Below are 18,645 nucleotides of genomic sequence, written 5' to 3'. Positions count from 1 at the left end.
AGCGGCGAGCCGGCTGCGGCGGGCCGGCAGCCGGCGCGCGGCCGGTGGTGGCCGTCGGCGGGCTGGGCCGCTACCCGCACAGGCTCCGGCGCAGCGCGGGTGGCTGCGGCTGCGGTGGTTCACTCCCGGTGGCGGGCCGGTCAGTCACCGCCCCGGCACGTAGCGCCGGGGCGCGGTGGGCCGCCTGGCGGTGACCCGGGCTAGGCGAGGACGGCTTCGATGCGGAAGTAGTCCAGCGCGTAGGGCATCGGTGGCTGGGCGGGCAGCCGCGGGGTGCGGATGGTCAGCGTGCGCATCAACGCCGCGCGCAGTGCTTCGCGGCCGGTGAGCAGCGCCAGGTCCACCCCGGCGCAGCGCTGCGGGCCGCGGCTGAAGTGGTTCACCCCCGGCGGCGGGCCGTCCAGCCACCGCCCCGGCACGAACGCGTCCGCGTCCGGCACGCGCGCCGGGTCGCGGTGGAAGAACGTGTTCACCACCAGGATCCGCGTCCCGGCGGGCAGGACCGTCCCGTCGTCCCACACCACCTCGGCGCGGGTCTCCCTGGACAGCATCGGCGTGGTCGGCCACAGCCGCATCGTCTCCTGCAGGCACGCCGCCGCGTGGTCCGCGTCCGCCAGGGCGCGTTCGGCGTCCGCCGGGCGCTGGCCGAGCACCGCGAGCGCCCGCAGCGCGTTGGCCGCCAGGGTGTCGCCGAGCGCGAACAGCCAGTGCGTCACCTGCGCGCCCGGCTCGGTGTCCGGACCGGCCGGCGTGTCCGCGATCGCCGCGGCCAGGCTGCCCGGCTCGGCTCGTTCCAGGTGGCCCTCGACGCTTGCGCGGAAGGCGGGCAGACGCCGGGACGGCCGGCGCGGCAACCGGTTCGCCTCGGCCATCATCCGCTCCAGCGTCACCGACAGCGCGTCGTCACCGGCGGCCTCGTCGCCCAGCACGACCCGGCGCGCGATCCGCTGGAACGCCCGGTTCCACGGCCGCCACCCGGTCACCGCGGGCAGCCGGGTGATCTCCTCCGCGACGCACTGCGCCACGCGCGGCGCGAGGGCGGGCACCGACGCGAGCACCGCGTCCGTGAACCGGCGCCGCTCCCGCCACGCCTCGCCCCGTGAGATCGTCACCGCGCCGGGCTGGAAGTGCGCCATGCCCCGGTGTTTCGGGTCCGGGTCGCCGGCGTAGACGTCGACCGGCCCCTCGAGCACCCGGTCGGCGTCGCGCGGGTCGAGCAGAAGCACCGTCCCGCCGACGCGCACCGGCCGGGGGTTCCGGCGCGCCATCGCCGACAGGTGCCGCACCGCCGCGCCGTCCACCCCGGCGGCCGCCGCGGCCCGGACCACGGCGGGCCTGCGGGCGAACAGCCCCTGCGCCAGGTTCGGCGCCAGCACCAGCGCGCCGACCGCCAGCGCGTCGGGCAGGGCCGCGCGGGGCACCACGGCGCGGGCGGGGAGGGTGGTCGTGGACATCAATTCCACCTCCGGCGAGGACAATTCCGCGGAGATTCGATTCCGGCCTTTTCCAGGCTACCCGGGAAAATGCGCAATCGCCCGGCTGCCGGTGTTGGTGAAATTCCCGCAGCGGCGCCGCGCACTTGGGCCATCCGGGTACTGGACAGGGCGCGTGATCCGGTGCCACGCTGGGCATTTCGCGACGCACGCTGGCAGGCAAGGCGCCGATCTTCGCACGTCCATTCGCGCAACCGACGAATACGGGGGAACCCGCGATGGCCGATCAAGAAAACACCACCCGGACATATCGCACCAGCCTGCCCTGGCGGGCCTTCACCATGATCACCGGAATCGTCGACCGCGTGGTGGGCTGGGACCGGCTGCCGGTCCCGCTCGGCCTGCTCGACCTGATCGGCCTGCGCACCAGGCTGCGCCAGGAGAACCTGCACGACATGAGCCGCCTGCCGGCGATGGGCACGCCGCCGGTGCCGCCGCTCACGCCGGACCACCTGGTGAGCCGGTCCGTCGACGGCAGCCACAACGACCTGACCGAGCCCGCGATGGGCATGGCGGGCTCGCGGTTCGGCCGCAACATCCCGCTCGACAAGATCACCCCGGCCACCGAGGACTCGGTGCTCACGCCGAGCCCGCGCGAGATCAGCCGGAAACTGCTGACCCGCACCACGTTCGTGCCTGCCACGTCGGTGAACTCGCTGGTGGCCGCGTGGCTGCAGTTCATGATCCGCGACTGGTTCAGCCACGGCACCAGCCCCACGGAGAACCCGTGGGTGGTGCCGCTGGCCGACGACGACACCTGGCCGGACAAGCCCATGCGCATCATGCGCACGCCCGGCGACCCGACCCGCCCGCCGGGCGCGTCGATGCCCCAGACCCGCGTCAACGTGCTCACCCACTGGTGGGACGGCTCGCAGATCTACGGCGTCACCGGCGAGGAGCAGGGCTGGCTGCGCAGCGGCGAGCAGGGCAAGCTGCGGGTGCTCGACAACGGCCTGCTGCCGATCCCCGACGACCCGTCCCGCGATCCCGCGCTGGTCCCCGGCTTCTGGCTCGGCACCGAGATGCTGCGCACGCTGTTCACGTTGGAGCACAACGCGATCTGCGACCGGCTGCACGCCGAGTACCCGTCGTGGCCGGACGAGGAGCTGTTCCAGCGCGCCCGCCTGGTCACCTCGGCGCTGCTGGCGAAGATCCACACCGTGGAGTGGACGCCCGCGGTGATCAGCCACCCGACCACGAAGGCCGCGCTGCGGGCCAACTGGTTCGGGCTGGCGGGGGAGCGGGTGCACCGGCTGTTCGGCCGCATCAGCGGCAGCGAGGTGGTCAGCGGGATCCCGGGCGGCGCGACCGACCACTACGGGGTGCCGTTCGCGCTGACCGAGGAGTTCGTCGCGGTGTACCGGATGCACCCGCTGGTGCGCGACACCTGGAGCCTGCGCTCCGCCGGCGACGACGCCACGATCCTGGACTGCGAGTTCCCCGACATCGCCGGCGCCAACGCGCTCAAGGTCCTCAACAGCATCGCGATGACCGACCTGCTGTACTCCTTCGGCACCCTGCCGCCGGGCCTGGTCACGCTGCACAACTTCCCCAAGCACCTGCAGCAGTTCCAGCGCCCGGACGGGCACCTGCAGGACCTGGCGGCCACCGACATCCTGCGCTCGCGGGAGCTCGGCGTGCCGCGGTACAACGAGTTCCGCCGCCTGCTGCACCTGCCGCCGGCGCGGGACTTCCGCGACCTGACCGCCGACCCGGAGTGGGCCGAGGAGATCCGCCGCGCCTACGACGGGGACATCGAGCAGGTCGACCTCACGGTCGGCATGTTCGCCGAGCGCCGCCCGGAGGGCTTCGCGTTCAGCGACACGGCGTTCCGCATCTTCGTCCTGATGGCCTCGCGGCGGCTCAACAGCGACCGGTTCTTCACCGAGTACTACACGCCCCAGGTCTACTCCGAGGCCGGGCTGGCGTGGATCCGGGACAACTCGATGGCCACCGTCCTCACCCGGCACTACCCGGGCCTGCGGCCGGTGCTCGCGACGGTGGACAACGCGTTCGCCGCGTGGGAGGTGCGGACATGACCGTCGTGGACGAGGCCGCGCTGCTGCGCGCGAGCCACGACGAGCTGGACCGGCTGTTCCGGGCCAGCCCGCCCGGCGAGGTGCCGCACGGCCCGATGGACGGCACCGCGGTGCTCGCGCCGGGCACGCCGGTGAACCGGCTGGTCGCCTCCCTCGCCCGGTCGGTGGCCTGGCGCGGCAAGGTCTTCGACCCCGCGGGCCGGACCCTGGCGAACCGCATCGGCCCGGTCGGCGTGACCGCGATCAAGGCGGCCGTCGCGCCCGGGCACAGCTGGGTGGACGGCCGGGAGTGCGTCGTCATCGACTACTCCAAGACCTCGCTGGTGGCCCGCGGGGTGCGGGACGAGATCCGGCTGGTGGCCAAGGACCTCTACCTCGGCGTGGTGTGGCTGTGGCGGCGCCGGGTCGGCTGGTTCCTGCTGCGCAGGCCCGGCACCGGCGCCGCGGCCCGCCCGTCGCCGCACCAGGTCCCGCTCACCATCCGGGCGCCGCTGCGGCAGGGCCACGAGGGCGACGTGCCCGGACTGCTGGACGAGCTGCGCAAGGGCGTCGACTCCGACGGCGGCCCGTTCCGCGACATGGCCGGGGTGCACTTCGCGCGGGTGTTCGTGCTCCCGCCCGACGGTGACGGCCGCGAGTCGCTGGTCTACATGGCCGAGCTGGACACGCCCGTGCTGGCCCACCTGCACGACCTCGCCGCCGCCCGCGGCGACGCGCTGTCCGCGTTGCTCGGGTTGTGCGAGGAGTACCCGGAAACCCGCACCGCGGGCGGCCGGGTGCGGTGGCTGCGCGACCACGAGATCCCGCCCGTCGCGACGTACGTGCACCGCGCCGGGCGGAGCCTCGCGCGGATCCGGGACGAGGCGAGGCTGCGGGAACGCATCGAGCAGTTCCTCGACGAGAAACCGGAGTGGACGGGCACCGGCGAGGTGGCGGTGCACCGCGCGATCCGGGACTTCGTCGCGCAGCAGCCGGACCTGTCCTGGGCGCTGCGGCCCGCGGCCCCCACCGCGGTGGGGCACCGCCTGCGCGAGGCCGCGCACCTGGTCGCGGTCCCCGCGGTCGCGCCGCTGCTGCTGCCGGCCGTCCCGGCGCTCGCCGCGCTGATCCGCCTCAAGGAGCTGCGCGACGAGCCCGAACACGCGACCGTGTCCCGGGAGCGGCTCGCCGAGCTGACGCAGCAGGAGGACACCCGGGTGCAGAACCCGTTCACCGCCACCGGCTACGTCAAACCGGGACCGGTGCGGCACTTCACCCTGCGCACCGTCCTGTTCGGACTGGACTGGTTCAACCGGCACGTCTACGCCACCGACAACCTGGCCGGGGTGCGGACCATCCACTTCGCCCGGTGGGTCTACCTCGACGGCGGCCGCAGGCTCGTCTTCGCCAGCAACTACGACGGCAGCCTGGAAAGCTACATGGACGACTTCATCGACAAGCTGTCCGCCGGGCTCAACGCGGTGTTCAGCAACGGCGTCGGCTACCCGCGCACGCGGTGGCTGCTGTGGGGCGGGGCCCGGGACGAGCAGGCCTTCAAGTCCTACCTGCGCGCCCACCAGCTGCCCGCCGTCTGGTACTCCGCCTACGGCGACCTGTCGGCCCGCAACATCGACGACAACTCCGCCCTCCGGGACGGTCTCACCCGCGACCTCGACGCGGATGCGGCGCGGTCCTGGCTGGCCCTGCTGTGAGGTGCCGGTGATGACCCTCGACTTCAGCGACACCCAGGGCCTGCTCGTCCGCGGCTACGGCGGGCTGCGGCACGCCACGTTCCTGCTGTTCGCCGTCACCGACGAACGGGCGGCCCGCGCGGCGCTGCGGAACCTGGCGGGCCAGGTGTCCACGGCGGCGGCCAAGCCGGCCGAGACCGCGGTCAACGTGGCCCTCACCGCCGCCGGGATGCGCGCGCTCGGCGTCCCCGCGGCGGTCGCCGACTCGTTCTCGGCGCCCTTCGCCGAGGGCATGACCACCGAGCACCGCAGCCGCCTGCTCGGCGACTCCGGCGACGCCGACCCGCGGCGGTGGGCGTGGGGCGGGCCGTCCACCACGCCGGTGCACGTGCTGGTCCTGGTGTACGCGGCGACCGCGACCGCGCTGCGGCGGCGCGCAGCCCAGATCAAGCGGGAGAGCGAGGGACTGTCCCTGACCGTCGCGCTGCCCACCGACGCGCTCACCCCGACCGAGCCGTTCGGCTTCCGCGACGGCCTGTCCCAGCCGAAGCTGTCCGGCCTGGGGGAGGAGGCCGCGCCCGGCGACGTCGAGCTGGGCGAGTTCGTCCTCGGCTACCCCAACGCCTACGGGCGGCTCACCGAACGGCCGCTGTTGCCCGCCGACGCCGATCCGCGCGGCCTGCTGCCGCGCACCGCCGACGGCGCCGCCGACCTCGGCCGCAACAGCAGCTACCTGGTGTTCCGCCAGCTCCGCCAGGACGTCGACGGGTTCTGGGCGCACCTGCGCGAGCGGGCGGGCGGCGAGCAGCCCGCCCGGCGGCTCGCGGCCAAGATGGTGGGCCGGTGGCCCAGCGGCGCGCCGCTCGTCCTCGCCCCGGAGCGGGACGAACCCGCGCTCGCCGAACAGGACTTCGCCTACCACGCCGAAGATCCGCACGGCCTGTCCTGCCCGCTGGGCGCGCACGTGCGCCGCGCGAACCCACGCGACTCGCTCGACCCCGACCCGGGCTCGGCGAAGTCGGTGGCGGTCAACAACCGGCACCGGCTGCTGCGCCGCGGCCGCAGCTACACGATCGCCGGCGCGGACGGTTCCGGCCCGGACGAACGCGGGCTGCACTTCCTGTGCCTGAGCGCCAACCTGGCCCGGCAGTACGAGTTCGTGCAGCACACCTGGATCAACAGCCCGGTGTTCAACGGCCTGCACGACGACGCCGACCCGCTGGTCGCGCCGAAGAACGGGCGGGGCGCCCTGTTCACCGAGCAGGCCACCCCGGTGCGGCGGCGGCACAGCGGGTTGCCGTCCTTCGTGCAGGTCCGTGGCGGCGCGTACTTCTTCCTGCCCGGCGTGGCGGCACTGCGGTACCTGGCGGCGTGATGAACTGGCTGAAACTGCTCAACGACGCGGTGCTCGGGCTGGTCGCGGCGGAGCGGCGGGTCGACCCGTGGGTCCGGCCCGCCTTCGACGCCGTGGTCCGGCCGCCGGTCCAGGCGCTCGTGCAGGCCGCGCTGGTCCGTAGCCGGGTGCCCGGCTCGCCGGTGCCCGCCGAGGAGACGCCGCTGCCCGGGGAGGCCGCCGCCACCGACGAGATCGTCGACCTGATGAGCCGGTTCCTGCACCGGCACTACACGCACGGGCACGCGCTGCGGGCGGGCAACACGAAGACCTACGGCGTGGTGCGCGGCTCCCTGCGGATCCACGACGATCTGCCGTTCCCGGTGCGGCACGGGCTGTTCGCGCGCCCGGCGACCTACCCGGCCTGGGTACGCTTCGCCGGCCCCGGGCCGTTCGCCCCGCCGGACCTGAAGGACAACGGGGTGCTCAGCATCGGCGTCAAGCTCGTCGGGGTGCCGGGGCCGAAGCTGCTCGACGACGAGCGGCACACGCTGGACCTCACCGGCATCAGCGCGCCGACGTTCACCACCCCGGACGTGGTGGAGAACGCGAAGCTGCAGCGGCAGATCGGGAACGACTCGCCGCTGTGGTACTTCGTGAACCCGCGGGACAGCCACCTCGCCGACCTGGTGATGCAGGGGCTCTACGCCCGCACGCACAGCAGCCCGCTGGACACGCCGTACTGGAGCTGCGCGGCGTACCTGCTCGGCCGGGGCCGGGCGATGCAGTACCGGTTCGTGCCGCGGGGCGCGCGCGGGCGGGCGCCGTGGAACCCGTCCGACGACTACCTGTCCGAGGCGCTGCGGGCCACGCTCGCGCAGCGCCAGGCCGGGTTCGACCTGTGCCTGCAGGTGCAGACCGAGCCGCGGCGGATGCCGGTCGAGGACGCCTCGATCGTGTGGCCGGAGCGGCTGTCGCCGCCGGTGCGGGTCGCGACACTGGTACTGGACCGGCAGGAACTCGACCCGGCAGAGCAGCGCGCCCGGGCGGACAGCCTGTCGATCAACCCGTGGCACACCATCGCCGAGCACCGGCCGCTGGGCAGCCAGAACCGGGCCCGGCGGGAGGTCTACCAGCAGCTGTCCCGGCTGCGGCAGGACATGAACGCGGTCAAGCACGTGGAACCGGGCGCGGAGCGGTTCTTCCCGGAGGACGGCCGTGGTTGAGCACCTGCGGGTCGCCGCGAACGGGCTGGACTTCCACGTGCTGGCCGACGGCCCGCGCGACGCCCCGCCGGTGTTGCTGCTGCACGGGTTCCCGGAGGGCGCGGCCGGGTGGCGGCCCACGATGGCTGCCTTGGACGGCCTGCGGGTGTACGCGCCGGACCTGCGCGGCTACCCGTGCAGCGACCGGCCACGGCGGGGCTACGACGTGTTCACGCTCACCGACGACGTCCGGCTGCTCATCGAGGCGCTCGGGCTGGACCGGCCCGCGCTGGTGGCGCACGATTGGGGCGGCGCGCTGGGATGGATCTTCGCGCACCGGTTCGGGCCGGTGATCAGCCGGCTGGTCGTGGTGAACTGCACCCACCCGCGCACGCTGGTGCGGGCCGCGCTGACGTTCCGGGAGCTGCAACCGCTGCGGATCCCGTGGGTGCTGCCGTTCCAGGTGCCGTTCGCGCCGGAGTTCCTGCTGACGACCCGGCTGGGCCGCGCCGGGCTGCGGCTGTCGTTCACGCTGCGGGAGGGCTCGCGGGGCCGGATGGACCGGGCGCTGGTGGACGAGCTGGTCGGCCGGTTCCGGTCGGCCGCCGATCTGGGCCCGCCGATCGACTACTACCGCGCGATCCTCGCGACGCTGGTGTTCCCGCTGTCCCGCGCGCGGCTGTACGCCACCTACGACCGCCCGATCCCGGTGCCGGTGACGCTGGTGTGGGGGCTGGAGGACGAGGCGCTGCCGTCGGCCGTGGCGCGGGACAGCTTCCGCGACGCGGGCTGCGACGTGGAGTGGCGGCCGCTGGAGGGCATCGGGCATTTCGTGGACCTGGAGGCGCCGTCGTTGCTGGCGGCGGAGATCGAGCGGGCGGTACTCGTCAAACCGGCTTGATGTATCAAGGCAGTTTGATGCACCATGGGGAGATGGTCCCGGATTTCGTCCGGCTCGCCGCCCACCCGCTGCGGTGGCAGCTGCTCGGCCTGCTCGCGGGCGGCGACCTGCGCGTCCGCGAACTGGTCGCGCTGACCGGTGAGCCGCAGAACCTGGTGTCCTACCACCTGCGGCTGCTGCGCGAGGCCGGCCTGGTGACCGCGGCGCGCAGCACGTTCGACGGCCGGGACAGCTACTACCACCTCGACCTGCGCCGGTGCGGGGACGGGCTGGCGGCGGCGGGCGCCGCGCTGCACCCGTCGCTGGGCCAGGGCGTGGTGCCGGTGCGGCGGGGGATCGCCGTGTTGTTCGTGTGCACCGGGAACAGCGTGCGGTCGCCGATGGCCGAGGCGCTGCTGCGGCACCACACCGAGGGGCGCGTGCGGGCGGCGAGCGCCGGGGTGCGGCCGGCGGAGCGCCTGCACCCGTCCGCCGTGCGCGTGATGCGCGAGCTGGGCGTGGCGGTTTCGGGGAGGCCCCGCGACGTCCGCACGATGACGCGGCGCCGGTTCGACCACGTGATCACGTTGTGCGACAAGGCCCGGGAGGTCTGCCCGGAGCTGGGGGCGCGGCGGGCGCACTGGAGCATTCCCGAGCCCGAGGGGTACGAGGGTTTCCGCGCGACGGCCGCGGAGATCGATGTCCGTGTCCGGCACCTGGTGCCGGCCCTGACCGGAGGAGCAGTGTGATGACCGAACACGCCTCGGTCCGCTACCTGGTCGACGACGTCCAGGCGGCGGTCGACTTCTACACCGGGCACCTGGGGTTCACGGTGAACACCAGTGCGGCCCCCGCGTTCGCCGACGTGCTGCGTGGACCCCTGCGGCTGCTGCTGTCCGGCCCGGCGAGCTCCGGCGCGCGGGCCACACCGTCCGGAATGGACGGTGGAGGCAACCGGATCCACCTGGTGGTCCCGGAACTGGACGCGGAGATCGAGCGCCTGCGCGCCGAAGGGGTGTCCTTCGTCGGCGAGCCGGTCACCGGACCGGGCGGGCGGCAGATCCTGCTCACCGACCCGGCCGGCAATCTGGTCGAGCTGTTCCAGCCAGCGGCCGGGTGAACGGCGTCACGCCGCGGCGCAGCGCCTCGCGACAGCCAACTCACCGCCCGGAAGAGCCAACACGGCCGCGGGCGGCGTGTTTGCCGCTTCGGTGAGCGGAGCCGGCTTCTGGCGCACGCCCGTCCGGGCTTGCACCGGCGGCCGGTGAATCGTCACCGGCGGGTGGCGCGCACGAGCACATCGGGGCGAACGCGCGCGCGTTCGCTGATCGCCCACGCCCCGAGCGCGCCCAGGGCGAACGCCGCACCCAGGAGGGCGCAGGTCGTCCAGCCCGCGGCGTCGAACAGGGCGGTCGTCGCGGTGGCGCCGAGTGCGGAGCCCAGCGAGTAGAAGACCATGTAGCCGCCGATCGCGCTGCTGGTCCGGTCCGGGAACGCGCTCGTGAGGACGTGCTGGTTGCCGACGTGCACGGCCTGGACGGCGAAGTCGAGCACGACCACGCCGGCGATCAGCAGCACCAGTGACCAGCCGAGCTGCCCGATCGCGACCCACGACCCGAGCAGGAGCGCGAGCGCGACGCCGCTGACCCGGGCGCCGTGGCCGGCGTCGGCCCAGCGGCCGGACCGCGCGGCGCCCAGCGCGCCGGCCAGCCCGGCGATCCCGAACAGCCCGATCTGCGCCTCGCTCAGCCGCCACGGCTCGCCGGCCAGCGGCAGCGCCAGCCCGCTCCACAGCGTGCCGAACGAGGCGAAGAGGAAGAACGCGATCAGCCCTCGCCCGAGGAACACCGGCCGCGTGAACAGCCCGCCCAGTGACCGGAGCACCCGCCGGTACGGTTCCGCGCCGGCCCGGACGTCCGCGGGCAGCGCGACCAGGCTGAACACGCACAGGGCGGCCGCGAGGACCGCGAGGGCGAGGTAGCTGCTCCGCCAGCCCCACAGCTCCGCCAGGCTCCCGGTGACCACCCGCGCGCCGAGGATGCCGGCCACCACGCCGGAGGTGACGACGCCGAGGTTCCGGCCGCGCTCGCCGGGCGGGGAGATCGCCGCGGCGAACGCGACCGCGGTCTGCACGACCACCGCGAACGCACCGGCCACGACGAGACCGGCGAACGCCAGCCACGCGGCAGGCGCGGTCGCGGTGACCGCCAGTCCGGCGGCCACCAGCCCCAGGTGCGCGGCGATCAGCCGCCTGCGGTCGAGCATGTCGCCGAGCGGCACCAGCAAGACCAGCCCGGCCAGGTACCCCAGCTGCGCGGCGGCCACGAGCCAGCCGGCCGAATCGCGGGCGACGCCGAGGTCCTGCCCCATCTGGACGAGCACCGGCTGCCCGGCGTACACCCCGGCGACCGCCACCCCGCACACCGCCGCCAGCAGCAGCCTCGTTCCGCGCCCCACCCGTGCCTCCAATTTGGTTTCAAATTGCAACTCTTCGGAGGTTAGGGCAGAATGGTTTCATTACGCAACTCATTGGAGGGCGGCGTGTGGACGGACCCGGAGTGCCCGGTCGCGCGGGCGGCGGACGTGGTCGGGGACCGGTGGAGCCTGCTGATCATCCGGGACGCGATGGACGGCGCCCGCTCGTTCACCGACTTCCAGCAGCGCACCGGCATCGCCCGCAACATCCTCGCCGACCGGCTCCGCAAGCTCGCCGCGCACGGCCTGATCACCCAGGTCGAGGCGCCGTCGGGCAGGCGGAAGGTGTACGCGCTCACCCCGGCTGGCAAGGACCTGTTCCCGGTGATCGTCACGCTCCGGCAGTGGGGCGAGCGCCACGCCTACGCGACCGGTGAACGGCATTCGGTGCTGGTCGACGACCGCGGCGAGGTCGTCCCGCCGCTCGTCCCTGCCGACGCGGGCGGGCGGCCGCTGACGAGTGACACCACGTCGGTGCGCAAGTAGTGTGCGAAGCGTGCGGCGGGTCGGCGTGACGGACGAGGAACTGCTGGTGGAGGTCGCCCTCACGCGGCTGGACCACCCGGACCTCGACCTGGAGGAGATCGCCGAACTGGTGGTGCGCAAGGCGGGGCCGGACGCCGTGCTCGAGTTCGCGTCGCGCAACCTCGCCGAACGGGGCGAACTGCGGGGCGCCATGTTCGCGGCGGCTGTCGAGCACGTGATCCGGGTGGTGCTGACGCTGCGCGGGCCTTCGGACTAGCCCGCGGTCTGCGTGTTGTCGGTAGTGGGCGGGGTTTGCGGCCACGACGAAGGAAGCCGGCAGCGGCCGGCGTCGGGGTTTTGGGGCAGAGGCTGCGCGGCGGTCGTGGGGCCGGCGCGACCGAGAGCCGGCGGCCGTCGAGCACGTGATCCGGGTCGTGCTGACCCTGCGCGGGCCTTCGGGCCAGCCGCGCGCGACCGCCGCCGCATCCTCCCCGGCTCCGGTGAACTCCCGGCGCGTGCTCGCCGGACTAGCAGGTGGGGCTGCCCGCGCCGGCGGACAGCCCCACCCGGCTCACGCGCCGATCGTGGCGGTGTCGATGACGAAGCGGTACCGCACGTCGCTGTTCTCGACGCGCTCGTAGGCCTCGTTGACCTGGTCGGCGGAGATCGTCTCGATCTCGGCGCCGATGCCGTGCTCGGCGCAGAAGTCGAGCATCTCCTGCGTCTCGGCGATCCCGCCGATCATCGACCCGGCCAGCACCTTGTTGCCGCCGAGCAGGGAGAACGCGTTGTAGGACAGCGGCTCGCCGGGCGCGCCGACGTTGACCATCGCGCCGCCGACGCGCAGCAGGCCGAGGTAGGCGTCCACCGGCAGCTTGGCCGACACGGTGTTCAGGACCAGGTCGAACCGGCCGCGCAGCGCCTCGAACGTGCCCTCGTCGCTGGTCGCGTAGTAGTCCTTCGCGCCGAGCCGCAGGCCGTCCTCCTGCTTCTTGAGGCTCTGGCTGAGCACGGTGACCTCAGCGCCCATCGCCGCGGCCAGCTTGACCGCCATGTGGCCGAGCCCGCCGAGGCCGATCACGGCGACCTTCTTGCCCGGGCCGGCGCCCCACCGCCGCAGCGGCGAGTAGGTGGTGATCCCGGCGCACAGCAGCGGCGCGGCGACGTCGAGGCCGATGCCGTCGGGGATGCGGCAGACGAAGGCTTCCTTGACGACGATCTGCCTGCTGTAGCCGCCGTAGGTGTTCTCGCCGTCGAAGCCGACCCCGTTGTAGGTCTGGACGTTGCCCTTGACGCAGAACTGCTCGGTGCCCGCGCGGCAGTACTCGCACTCGCCGCACGAGTCGACCATGCAGCCGACGCCGACGCGGTCGCCGACCCGGTACTTGGTCACGTCGGGGCCGACAGCGGCGACGACACCGGCGATCTCGTGACCGGGCACCATCGGGAAGATGGCCTGGCCCCAGTCCTCCTTCGCCTGGTGGATGTCGCTGTGGCAGATGCCGGCGAACTTGATGTCGATCAGCACGTCGTCCGGCCGCAGGTCCCGCCGCTCGATGGTGGTGGGCGCGAGGGGCGCGCCGGGCGACGGCACCGCGATAGCGTGCGTGGTCGTGGTCATGGATCCTCCCGGAAACGACGTCGCGGGGCATACTGTAAGAGCCCTCATACATCACCTACGTAAGAGGGCTCTTACATATTTCGGCCGGGGGATGTGAGCTGGGTCATGGGCGGCAAGTACCACCACGGCAACCTGCGCGACGAGCTCGTGCGGGTCTCCCTCGACCTGATCGCCGAGCGCGGCGTGGCCGGGTTCTCGGTCGCCGAAGTCGCGCGGCGCGCCAAGGTCAGCCCCGGCGCCCCCTACCGGCACTTCCCGGAGCGGGAGAGCCTGCTCGCCGCCGTCGCCGCCACCGTCGCCTGGCAGCTCGCCGACGAGGTGCGGGCCGCGGTCGAGCGCGAGGACGACCCGGCCGGCGCGCTCGCCGCGGCGGCGGGCGCCTACACCGCGTACCTGATCCGGCGGCGCGCCGGCATGAACCTCATCTACGCCGAGGGGCTGCACGGCCCCGGCTACACCGAGCTGCACGAGAACACGCGCACCCTGACCGACCACTTCCTCGTGCTGTGCCTGCGCTTGTGCGACAGCCCGCAGGAGGCGCTCGAGCTGATGGAGCAGCTGTTCACCCAGGCGCACGGCTACGGCATGTTCTGGCTCGACGGCGTGTTCGTCAAGCACGGCTACACGCCCGAACTGGTGGTCGCGAAGTCGGTCGCCGCGGCCCGCGTCATGATCGAGGGCCACCGCGCCACGACCGGCCCCGGCTGATCAGTCCACAGTAGACGCCGTACCCGCGGGCACGTTCCCCAGCGGTGGCCGGCAGGCGTACCGTCGGCGTTGAAGGGGAACGGGTGTTCCGGATCGTGCGGAGGTGCGACACGTGGGGGCCGGAGTGACGCGGAAGGCCAGGGCGGACAGCGAGCGCAACCGCAGGCGCATCGTGGAGGTCGCGCGCCGTGGGTTCGCCGCGGAGGGGATCGGGCTGCCGATGCGCGAGATCGCGCGCCGGGCCGGTGTCGGGGCTGCGACGCTGTACCGGCACTTCCCGGCGCGACCCGACCTCCTCGACGCGGTGCTGGCCGAGCAGGTCGCCGCCTGCCGCGAGGACGTGCGGACCGCGCTCGCCGACCCGGACCCGTGGCGGGCGCTGAGCGCGATCGTCCGCCGGTTCGGCGAGCGTCAGGTGCGGGACCGTGGCCTCAACGACGTCCTGCTCGGCTCGCACCCGGAGGCGGAGGCGTTCGCCGAGGAGCGGCGCGAGCACACCCGCGCGCTGGACGCGCTCGTGCGCCGCGCCAGGGCCACCGGCGCCGTGCGGCGCGACCTCGCCCCCGAGGACGTGCGGGTGGGGTTGATGGCGATCGCGTCGCTGCGGGGCCTGCCACCGGACCGGGCGCCGGTGGCCATCCGCCGCCTGACGGAGCTGCTGCTCGCCGGCATGCGTTAGCTGCCCGGGTGGCTGACGAATTCAGGGCAGGCGGGCGTGTTCGGCTCGGGTGGCAGCGATCCGCTCACGCGCGAGCGCACGGGCCCGCTTGGTGTCGCCGCCGGTGAGCCGGGCGAGGATCGCTGCGAGCGGCCTGATCTGGCCCCAGCCGCCCCAGTGACCTTCGGGGATCTCGGTGGGGAACACCCAGATCCGGCTGGGGTCACGCGGCCAGGCGCCGTTCTCCGCGTCGAGGATCGCCTCGGTGACCTCGGCGATGACGCTCGCACGCTTCTGCTCGTCGAGCTGGCCCTCGGGGACGGACGGGACGATCTTGTAGCGAGGTGCGTCCGCGGGTTCTCCGCCGACGTAGACGCCGGCCGGCCGGTGCAGCCAGAGCCAGGAGACGGAACGGCTCACCGGGTCGGCGGGGTCGAATCCCTCGTTGCGGACGAGGATCTCGGTGATGCGGTTCAGCAGCGCCGCCTCGGCGTCCGGTTGGAGCGCGCCGTCGGGAATGTAGACGTCGAGCATGGGCACGGTCGATCTCCTTCTTGAGTTTAGTTTTTCAACTCAGGTCGGAGAGCCTAGCCGAGCTGAGTACAGCTTGTAAACTCAGATGGGTACACTCGCCCCATGGAGACGCGGCGGATCGACCCGGTGAACTGCTCGGTGGCGCGCGCCCTCTCGGTGGTGGGGGAGCGCTGGTCGCTGTTGATCGTTCGGGAAGCGCTGGACGGCGCGCGCCGGTTCGGCGAGTTCCACTCCCGCCTCGGGATCGCCAGAAATCTCCTGGCGACGCGGCTCGAGACCTTGGTGACAGCTGGGGTGATGCGCCGCGTGCCGTATCAGGAGCCCGGGGATCGGCAGCGTTTCGCCTACGAGCTCACCGAGCAGGGCCGGGCGTTGCGGCCCACGCTCGTGGCGCTCCTGGAATGGGGCGACAGGTACCTCGCCGATCCGGAGGGACCGTCGGTCATCGTCCGGCACCGGCCCGTCGACGATGGCAGCCCCTGCGACGAGCCGGTCAAGGTCGTCCTCGAGTGCGCTGCGGGGCACAGCCACCTCGCCCCGGAAGACGTCTGCCGCACGCCCGGGCCGGGCGCGCGCTTCGTGGAAAACTCCTGAGGTTCCAGGACCGAACTCAGCAGCTCATATCGCGGGTGGGGTCCCGGCGCGGGCCGGCCGAACCCCGCGACGATCCGCCGGCGCGCCGGCGCCGACCGGCTTCACGCGTCGCGGTTGCGGCGCGAGCGGTAGGTGCGGGTCTTGTGGCGGTTTCCGCAGACCTCCATCGCGCACCAGCGGCCACGGCCGTTGCGTGAGACGTCGTAGAACGCCCACCGGCAGTCGGGTGCGGCGCAGAGCTTGATGCGCGCCCACTCGCCCCTGGCCACACTGCCCGCCACGGTCTCGACGATGGTGTTCAGCCAGGCCGGGCCGGAGGTCGCGACGAGGCGCATCCCGCCGGAGTGGTCCGGTGCGAGCCGCAACGGGTGGTCCTGCAATGCCGCGGCGGCCGAGGTGTCAGCGACGAGCGCCTTCCGGAGCGCCGTGCGCAGGGCGACGGCGGCTGCCACGTCCGACGCACGCGGCGGGGTGTCACCGAAGGGCAGCCTCCGGGCAGTCAGCCAGTCCGCGAGGGCCTGCGGAGAGGTCAGCCGCTCGCCGGGCACATGACTCTCCCCGTGCCGCTTGAACGTGCGCTCGTCCACGGTGTTGAGGAAGTCTTCGATCACCTGCAGCGCCACCACGACACCATCATCGCACGACAGTGGTGTTGCTGGTTGGCGACACCACTGTTAGCTTTGGCTGGTGTCGCAGATGAAGGAGAGAGCGATGGCCGGCACGCGCGCGGTGCTCGATGTTCCCGACGCTGACCTGGAGGACCTGCGAGAACGGTTGCGCCGCACCCGGTGGGCGCGACCGTGGCCGGCCGAACCCTGGGCGGCGGGCACGGACGGCGACGAGCTTCGCCGCCTGACCGGCTACTGGGCCTCGGCCTACGACTGGCGCAAGCACGAAACCGCGATCAACGCCCTGCCACACCGGTTCGCCGAGATCGGCGGCACGGTCGTGCACTACCTGTACTTCGGCGCCGAGAACGGCGGAACACGAGCGATCCTGCTGGCCAACGGCTGGCCCAGTTCGTTCCTCGAGCTCGTCGGCCTGGCGGAGCGGCTGTCGGCCCCGTCGCGTTTCGGGCGCGACCCGCGGACCGCCTGCACCGTCGTCGTCCCGTCGCTGCCGGGGTTCGGGCTGTCTCCGCAACGCCCGGCGCTCGCCGAGGGCATGCACACGCACGACCTGTGGCATCGGCTCATGACCGAGGAGCTGGGGTTCGACCGCTACGGCGCGCACGGGTCCGACATCGGCGCCGGGGATGTGAGCCGGCTGGCGCAGGCGCATCCCGACGCGCTGCTCGGACTTTACCTGCAGGACGCCGCGAACCCCGCCGGCTACGACGTGGCCGGGCTGAGCGAGGAGGAACGGACCTACCTGGCGGCCGAGCACGCATGGGAGGTCGCCGAGCGCGGGTACTCGCACCAGCAGCAGACCCGTCCGCTGACCCTCGCCCAGGGGCTGTCGGATTCCCCGTCCGGGCTGCTCGCCTGGATCCTTGAGAAGTACCGCGCCTGGAGCGACTGCGACGGCGTCCTGGCCAACCGGTTCAGTGACGACTTCCTCCTCACGCAGGCCTCGTTGTACTGGTTCACCAACACGATCTCGACCTCGTTCCGCCCGTACTACGAGCGCCACCACCAGCTGGTCCCGCCCGTCGAACGGGTCGAGGTGCCGACCGCGCTGGCGTTGTTCCCCGCCGACATCGGCGGACGGCAGCCCCGCAGCTGGGTGGAACGCGTCTACCACGTCACCCGCTACACCGAGATGCCCCGCGGCGGCCACTTCGCCGCCTACGAGGAACCGGATCTGCTGGCCGACGACATCACCGCCTTCTTCGGCTCGCTGAGGTGAGCACGTCCGTCCACACCGGAGCGCCCCAGAACGGAGAACTCCATGCCTGATGCGATCCCCGAAGCCGTTCCGGCGCCGGTGCTGCAGGATCTGCGTGCCCGGTTACGGGCCTACCGCCGGGTGGCGCTGCCCCCGGGATTCGGGTGGGAACGCGGTGTCGACGGCGACTTCCTGGCCGAACTCGTCGCCCACTGGGCGGACCACTACGACTGGCGCGTGCACGAAGAACGGATTCGCGCACTGCCGTGGACACTGGCCGGCGGGCTCCGGCTGATCCACCAGCGCGGAGCGGCTCCCGGCGTTCCGGTCGTCCTGCTGCACGGCTGGCCGGACTCGGTCCTGCGGTTCGAGAAGGTCCTGCCACTCCTGGCGGATCTGAACGTGGTCGTCCCCGCACTGCCGGGTTTCCCGTTCGCCGCCCCGGTGGCGCGCGGGGGCATGTCGGCCGCGGCGATGGCCGAAACGGTGGCCGCCGCCCTCGCCGAGCTGGGCTACGACCGGTACGTGGTGTCCGCGGGCGACGTCGGCTGCGATGTCGCCGAGGTGCTCGCCGCGGCGTACCCGGCCAGAGTCGCCGCACTCCACCTGACCGATGTGTCGCAGTACCGGTTCCTGGTCGATCCGCCGGCGGACCTCTCGCCCGTCGAGCAGGCCTACGTGCGGTCCGGGCACCGCTGGCAACGCCAGGAAGGCGGCTACATGCGGGAGCAGGCGACCAAGCCGCACACCCTCGCGGTGGGGCTCGGCGACTCGCCCGCCGGGCTCGCCGCGTGGCTGCTGGAGAAACTGCGCACCTGGACCGACTGCGGGGGCGACGTCACCACGGTGTTCACCCGCGACGACCTGCTGACCTGGATCACGGCGTACTGGGTCACCGGCTCGATCGGCACCTCGTTCACCCCGTACGCGGAGGCCGGGCCCGGGCCGGGACCGATCGTCGCGCCCACGGCGTTCACGATCTTCCCCAAGGACCTCGTCAACGCGCCACGGGAATTCGCGGCCCGGTTCTTCGACATCCGGTCGTGGGTCGAGGAGCGCCGCGGCGGGCACTTCGGCGCGTGGGAATGCCCGGAGCAGTACGTCGCGGGCGTTCGCGCCGCCGTGTCCCTCGTCTGAGCGTCC

The 18,645-nt window shown here is 73.1% G+C and carries 19 protein-coding genes; 14 read left to right on the top strand and 5 right to left on the bottom strand.

The features are described from left to right. Positions 1 to 200: 200 nt before the first annotated feature. On the bottom strand, positions 201 to 1,454 hold the full coding sequence (locus tag AMYTH_RS0111320) for a cytochrome P450 (RefSeq protein ID WP_228684717.1): 1,254 nt from the start codon (positions 1,452 to 1,454) through the stop codon (positions 201 to 203). Between the two features lie 257 nt (positions 1,455 to 1,711). Between AMYTH_RS0111320 and AMYTH_RS0111315 the strand changes: the two genes are divergently transcribed. Genes AMYTH_RS0111315 through AMYTH_RS0111285 form a run of 7 tightly spaced genes read left to right on the top strand, consistent with a single transcriptional unit; the run spans position 1,712 to position 9,740 of the window. Next, on the top strand, positions 1,712 to 3,532 hold the full coding sequence (locus tag AMYTH_RS0111315; RefSeq protein ID WP_027930418.1) for a peroxidase family protein: 1,821 nt from the start codon (positions 1,712 to 1,714) through the stop codon (positions 3,530 to 3,532). Next, entirely contained in the window at positions 3,529 to 5,223 is a 1,695-nt protein-coding gene (locus AMYTH_RS0111310; protein WP_027930417.1) for a hypothetical protein, read from the top strand. The genes AMYTH_RS0111315 and AMYTH_RS0111310 overlap by 4 nt, the downstream gene beginning before the upstream one ends. 10 nt (positions 5,224 to 5,233) lie before the next feature. Continuing rightward, positions 5,234 to 6,577 carry a Dyp-type peroxidase gene (locus AMYTH_RS0111305; protein ID WP_027930416.1) on the top strand — a complete coding sequence of 448 codons (1,344 nt, stop codon included), beginning with the start codon at positions 5,234 to 5,236 and terminating at the stop codon, positions 6,575 to 6,577. Further along, positions 6,577 to 7,761: a catalase family protein gene (locus tag AMYTH_RS0111300; protein WP_027930415.1), complete on the top strand. Its 1,185-nt coding sequence runs from the start codon at positions 6,577 to 6,579 to the stop codon at positions 7,759 to 7,761. Before AMYTH_RS0111305 ends, AMYTH_RS0111300 begins: the two co-directional genes overlap by 1 nt. Next, on the top strand, positions 7,754 to 8,641 hold the full coding sequence (locus AMYTH_RS0111295; protein WP_027930414.1) for an alpha/beta fold hydrolase: 888 nt from the start codon (positions 7,754 to 7,756) through the stop codon (positions 8,639 to 8,641). Before AMYTH_RS0111300 ends, AMYTH_RS0111295 begins: the two co-directional genes overlap by 8 nt. Positions 8,642 to 8,673: 32 nt before the next feature. Further along, on the top strand, positions 8,674 to 9,369 hold the full coding sequence (locus AMYTH_RS0111290) for an arsenate reductase/protein-tyrosine-phosphatase family protein (protein WP_037322501.1): 696 nt from the start codon (positions 8,674 to 8,676) through the stop codon (positions 9,367 to 9,369). Further along, the gene (locus tag AMYTH_RS0111285; protein WP_027930412.1) at positions 9,369 to 9,740 is read left to right on the top strand and encodes a VOC family protein; all 372 of its coding nucleotides are present in this window, start codon (positions 9,369 to 9,371) and stop codon (positions 9,738 to 9,740) included. The genes AMYTH_RS0111290 and AMYTH_RS0111285 overlap by 1 nt, the downstream gene beginning before the upstream one ends. Positions 9,741 to 9,892: 152 nt before the next feature. Here AMYTH_RS0111285 and AMYTH_RS44620 read toward each other — a convergent pair whose 3' ends face one another. After that, complete coding sequence (locus AMYTH_RS44620) at positions 9,893 to 11,077, bottom strand: MFS transporter (RefSeq protein WP_037322500.1); 1,185 nt, start codon at positions 11,075 to 11,077, stop codon at positions 9,893 to 9,895. 51 nt (positions 11,078 to 11,128) lie between these two features. Here AMYTH_RS44620 and AMYTH_RS0111275 point away from each other — a divergent pair, with 51 nt between their 5' ends. Further along, positions 11,129 to 11,581, top strand: a complete 453-nt coding sequence (locus AMYTH_RS0111275) for a winged helix-turn-helix transcriptional regulator (protein ID WP_209440761.1) — start codon at positions 11,129 to 11,131, stop codon at positions 11,579 to 11,581. A gap of 25 nt (positions 11,582 to 11,606) precedes the next feature. Then, the gene (locus AMYTH_RS0111270) at positions 11,607 to 11,837 is read left to right on the top strand and encodes a hypothetical protein (RefSeq protein WP_027930410.1); all 231 of its coding nucleotides are present in this window, start codon (positions 11,607 to 11,609) and stop codon (positions 11,835 to 11,837) included. Between the two features lie 294 nt (positions 11,838 to 12,131). Here AMYTH_RS0111270 and AMYTH_RS0111265 read toward each other — a convergent pair whose 3' ends face one another. After that, entirely contained in the window at positions 12,132 to 13,181 is a 1,050-nt protein-coding gene (locus AMYTH_RS0111265; RefSeq protein WP_027930409.1) for an NAD(P)-dependent alcohol dehydrogenase, read from the bottom strand. A gap of 105 nt (positions 13,182 to 13,286) precedes the next feature. On the opposite strand from AMYTH_RS0111265, the gene AMYTH_RS0111260 reads away from it, so the two are divergent. Further along, positions 13,287 to 13,889 carry a TetR/AcrR family transcriptional regulator gene (locus tag AMYTH_RS0111260; protein WP_027930408.1) on the top strand — a complete coding sequence of 201 codons (603 nt, stop codon included), beginning with the start codon at positions 13,287 to 13,289 and terminating at the stop codon, positions 13,887 to 13,889. A 112-nt stretch (positions 13,890 to 14,001) separates the two neighbouring features. Then, positions 14,002 to 14,568, top strand: coding sequence for a TetR/AcrR family transcriptional regulator (locus AMYTH_RS0111255; protein WP_084022569.1), 567 nt, complete (start codon positions 14,002 to 14,004; stop codon positions 14,566 to 14,568). Positions 14,569 to 14,589: 21 nt separating this feature from the next. Here the strand turns inward: AMYTH_RS0111255 and AMYTH_RS44615 are convergent, their stop codons facing one another. Continuing rightward, positions 14,590 to 15,087, bottom strand: coding sequence for a tautomerase family protein (locus tag AMYTH_RS44615; RefSeq protein WP_037322499.1), 498 nt, complete (start codon positions 15,085 to 15,087; stop codon positions 14,590 to 14,592). Between the two features lie 96 nt (positions 15,088 to 15,183). Between AMYTH_RS44615 and AMYTH_RS0111245 the strand changes: the two genes are divergently transcribed. After that, positions 15,184 to 15,675, top strand: a complete 492-nt coding sequence (locus AMYTH_RS0111245; RefSeq protein ID WP_027930406.1) for a winged helix-turn-helix transcriptional regulator — start codon at positions 15,184 to 15,186, stop codon at positions 15,673 to 15,675. Positions 15,676 to 15,776: 101 nt separating this feature from the next. Here the strand turns inward: AMYTH_RS0111245 and AMYTH_RS0111240 are convergent, their stop codons facing one another. Then, positions 15,777 to 16,298: a CGNR zinc finger domain-containing protein gene (locus tag AMYTH_RS0111240; protein ID WP_228684715.1), complete on the bottom strand. Its 522-nt coding sequence runs from the start codon at positions 16,296 to 16,298 to the stop codon at positions 15,777 to 15,779. Between the two features lie 88 nt (positions 16,299 to 16,386). Here AMYTH_RS0111240 and AMYTH_RS0111235 point away from each other — a divergent pair, with 88 nt between their 5' ends. Then, complete coding sequence (locus tag AMYTH_RS0111235) at positions 16,387 to 17,523, top strand: epoxide hydrolase family protein (RefSeq protein ID WP_157360577.1); 1,137 nt, start codon at positions 16,387 to 16,389, stop codon at positions 17,521 to 17,523. A gap of 42 nt (positions 17,524 to 17,565) precedes the next feature. After that, positions 17,566 to 18,639, top strand: coding sequence for an epoxide hydrolase family protein (locus tag AMYTH_RS0111230; RefSeq protein ID WP_051362640.1), 1,074 nt, complete (start codon positions 17,566 to 17,568; stop codon positions 18,637 to 18,639). Positions 18,640 to 18,645 lie beyond the last annotated feature (6 nt).

Source organism: Amycolatopsis thermoflava N1165, from assembly GCF_000473265.1.
Classification (GTDB): domain Bacteria; phylum Actinomycetota; class Actinomycetes; order Mycobacteriales; family Pseudonocardiaceae; genus Amycolatopsis_E; species Amycolatopsis_E thermoflava.
This window is presented reverse-complemented; position numbering and strand designations above follow the sequence as displayed.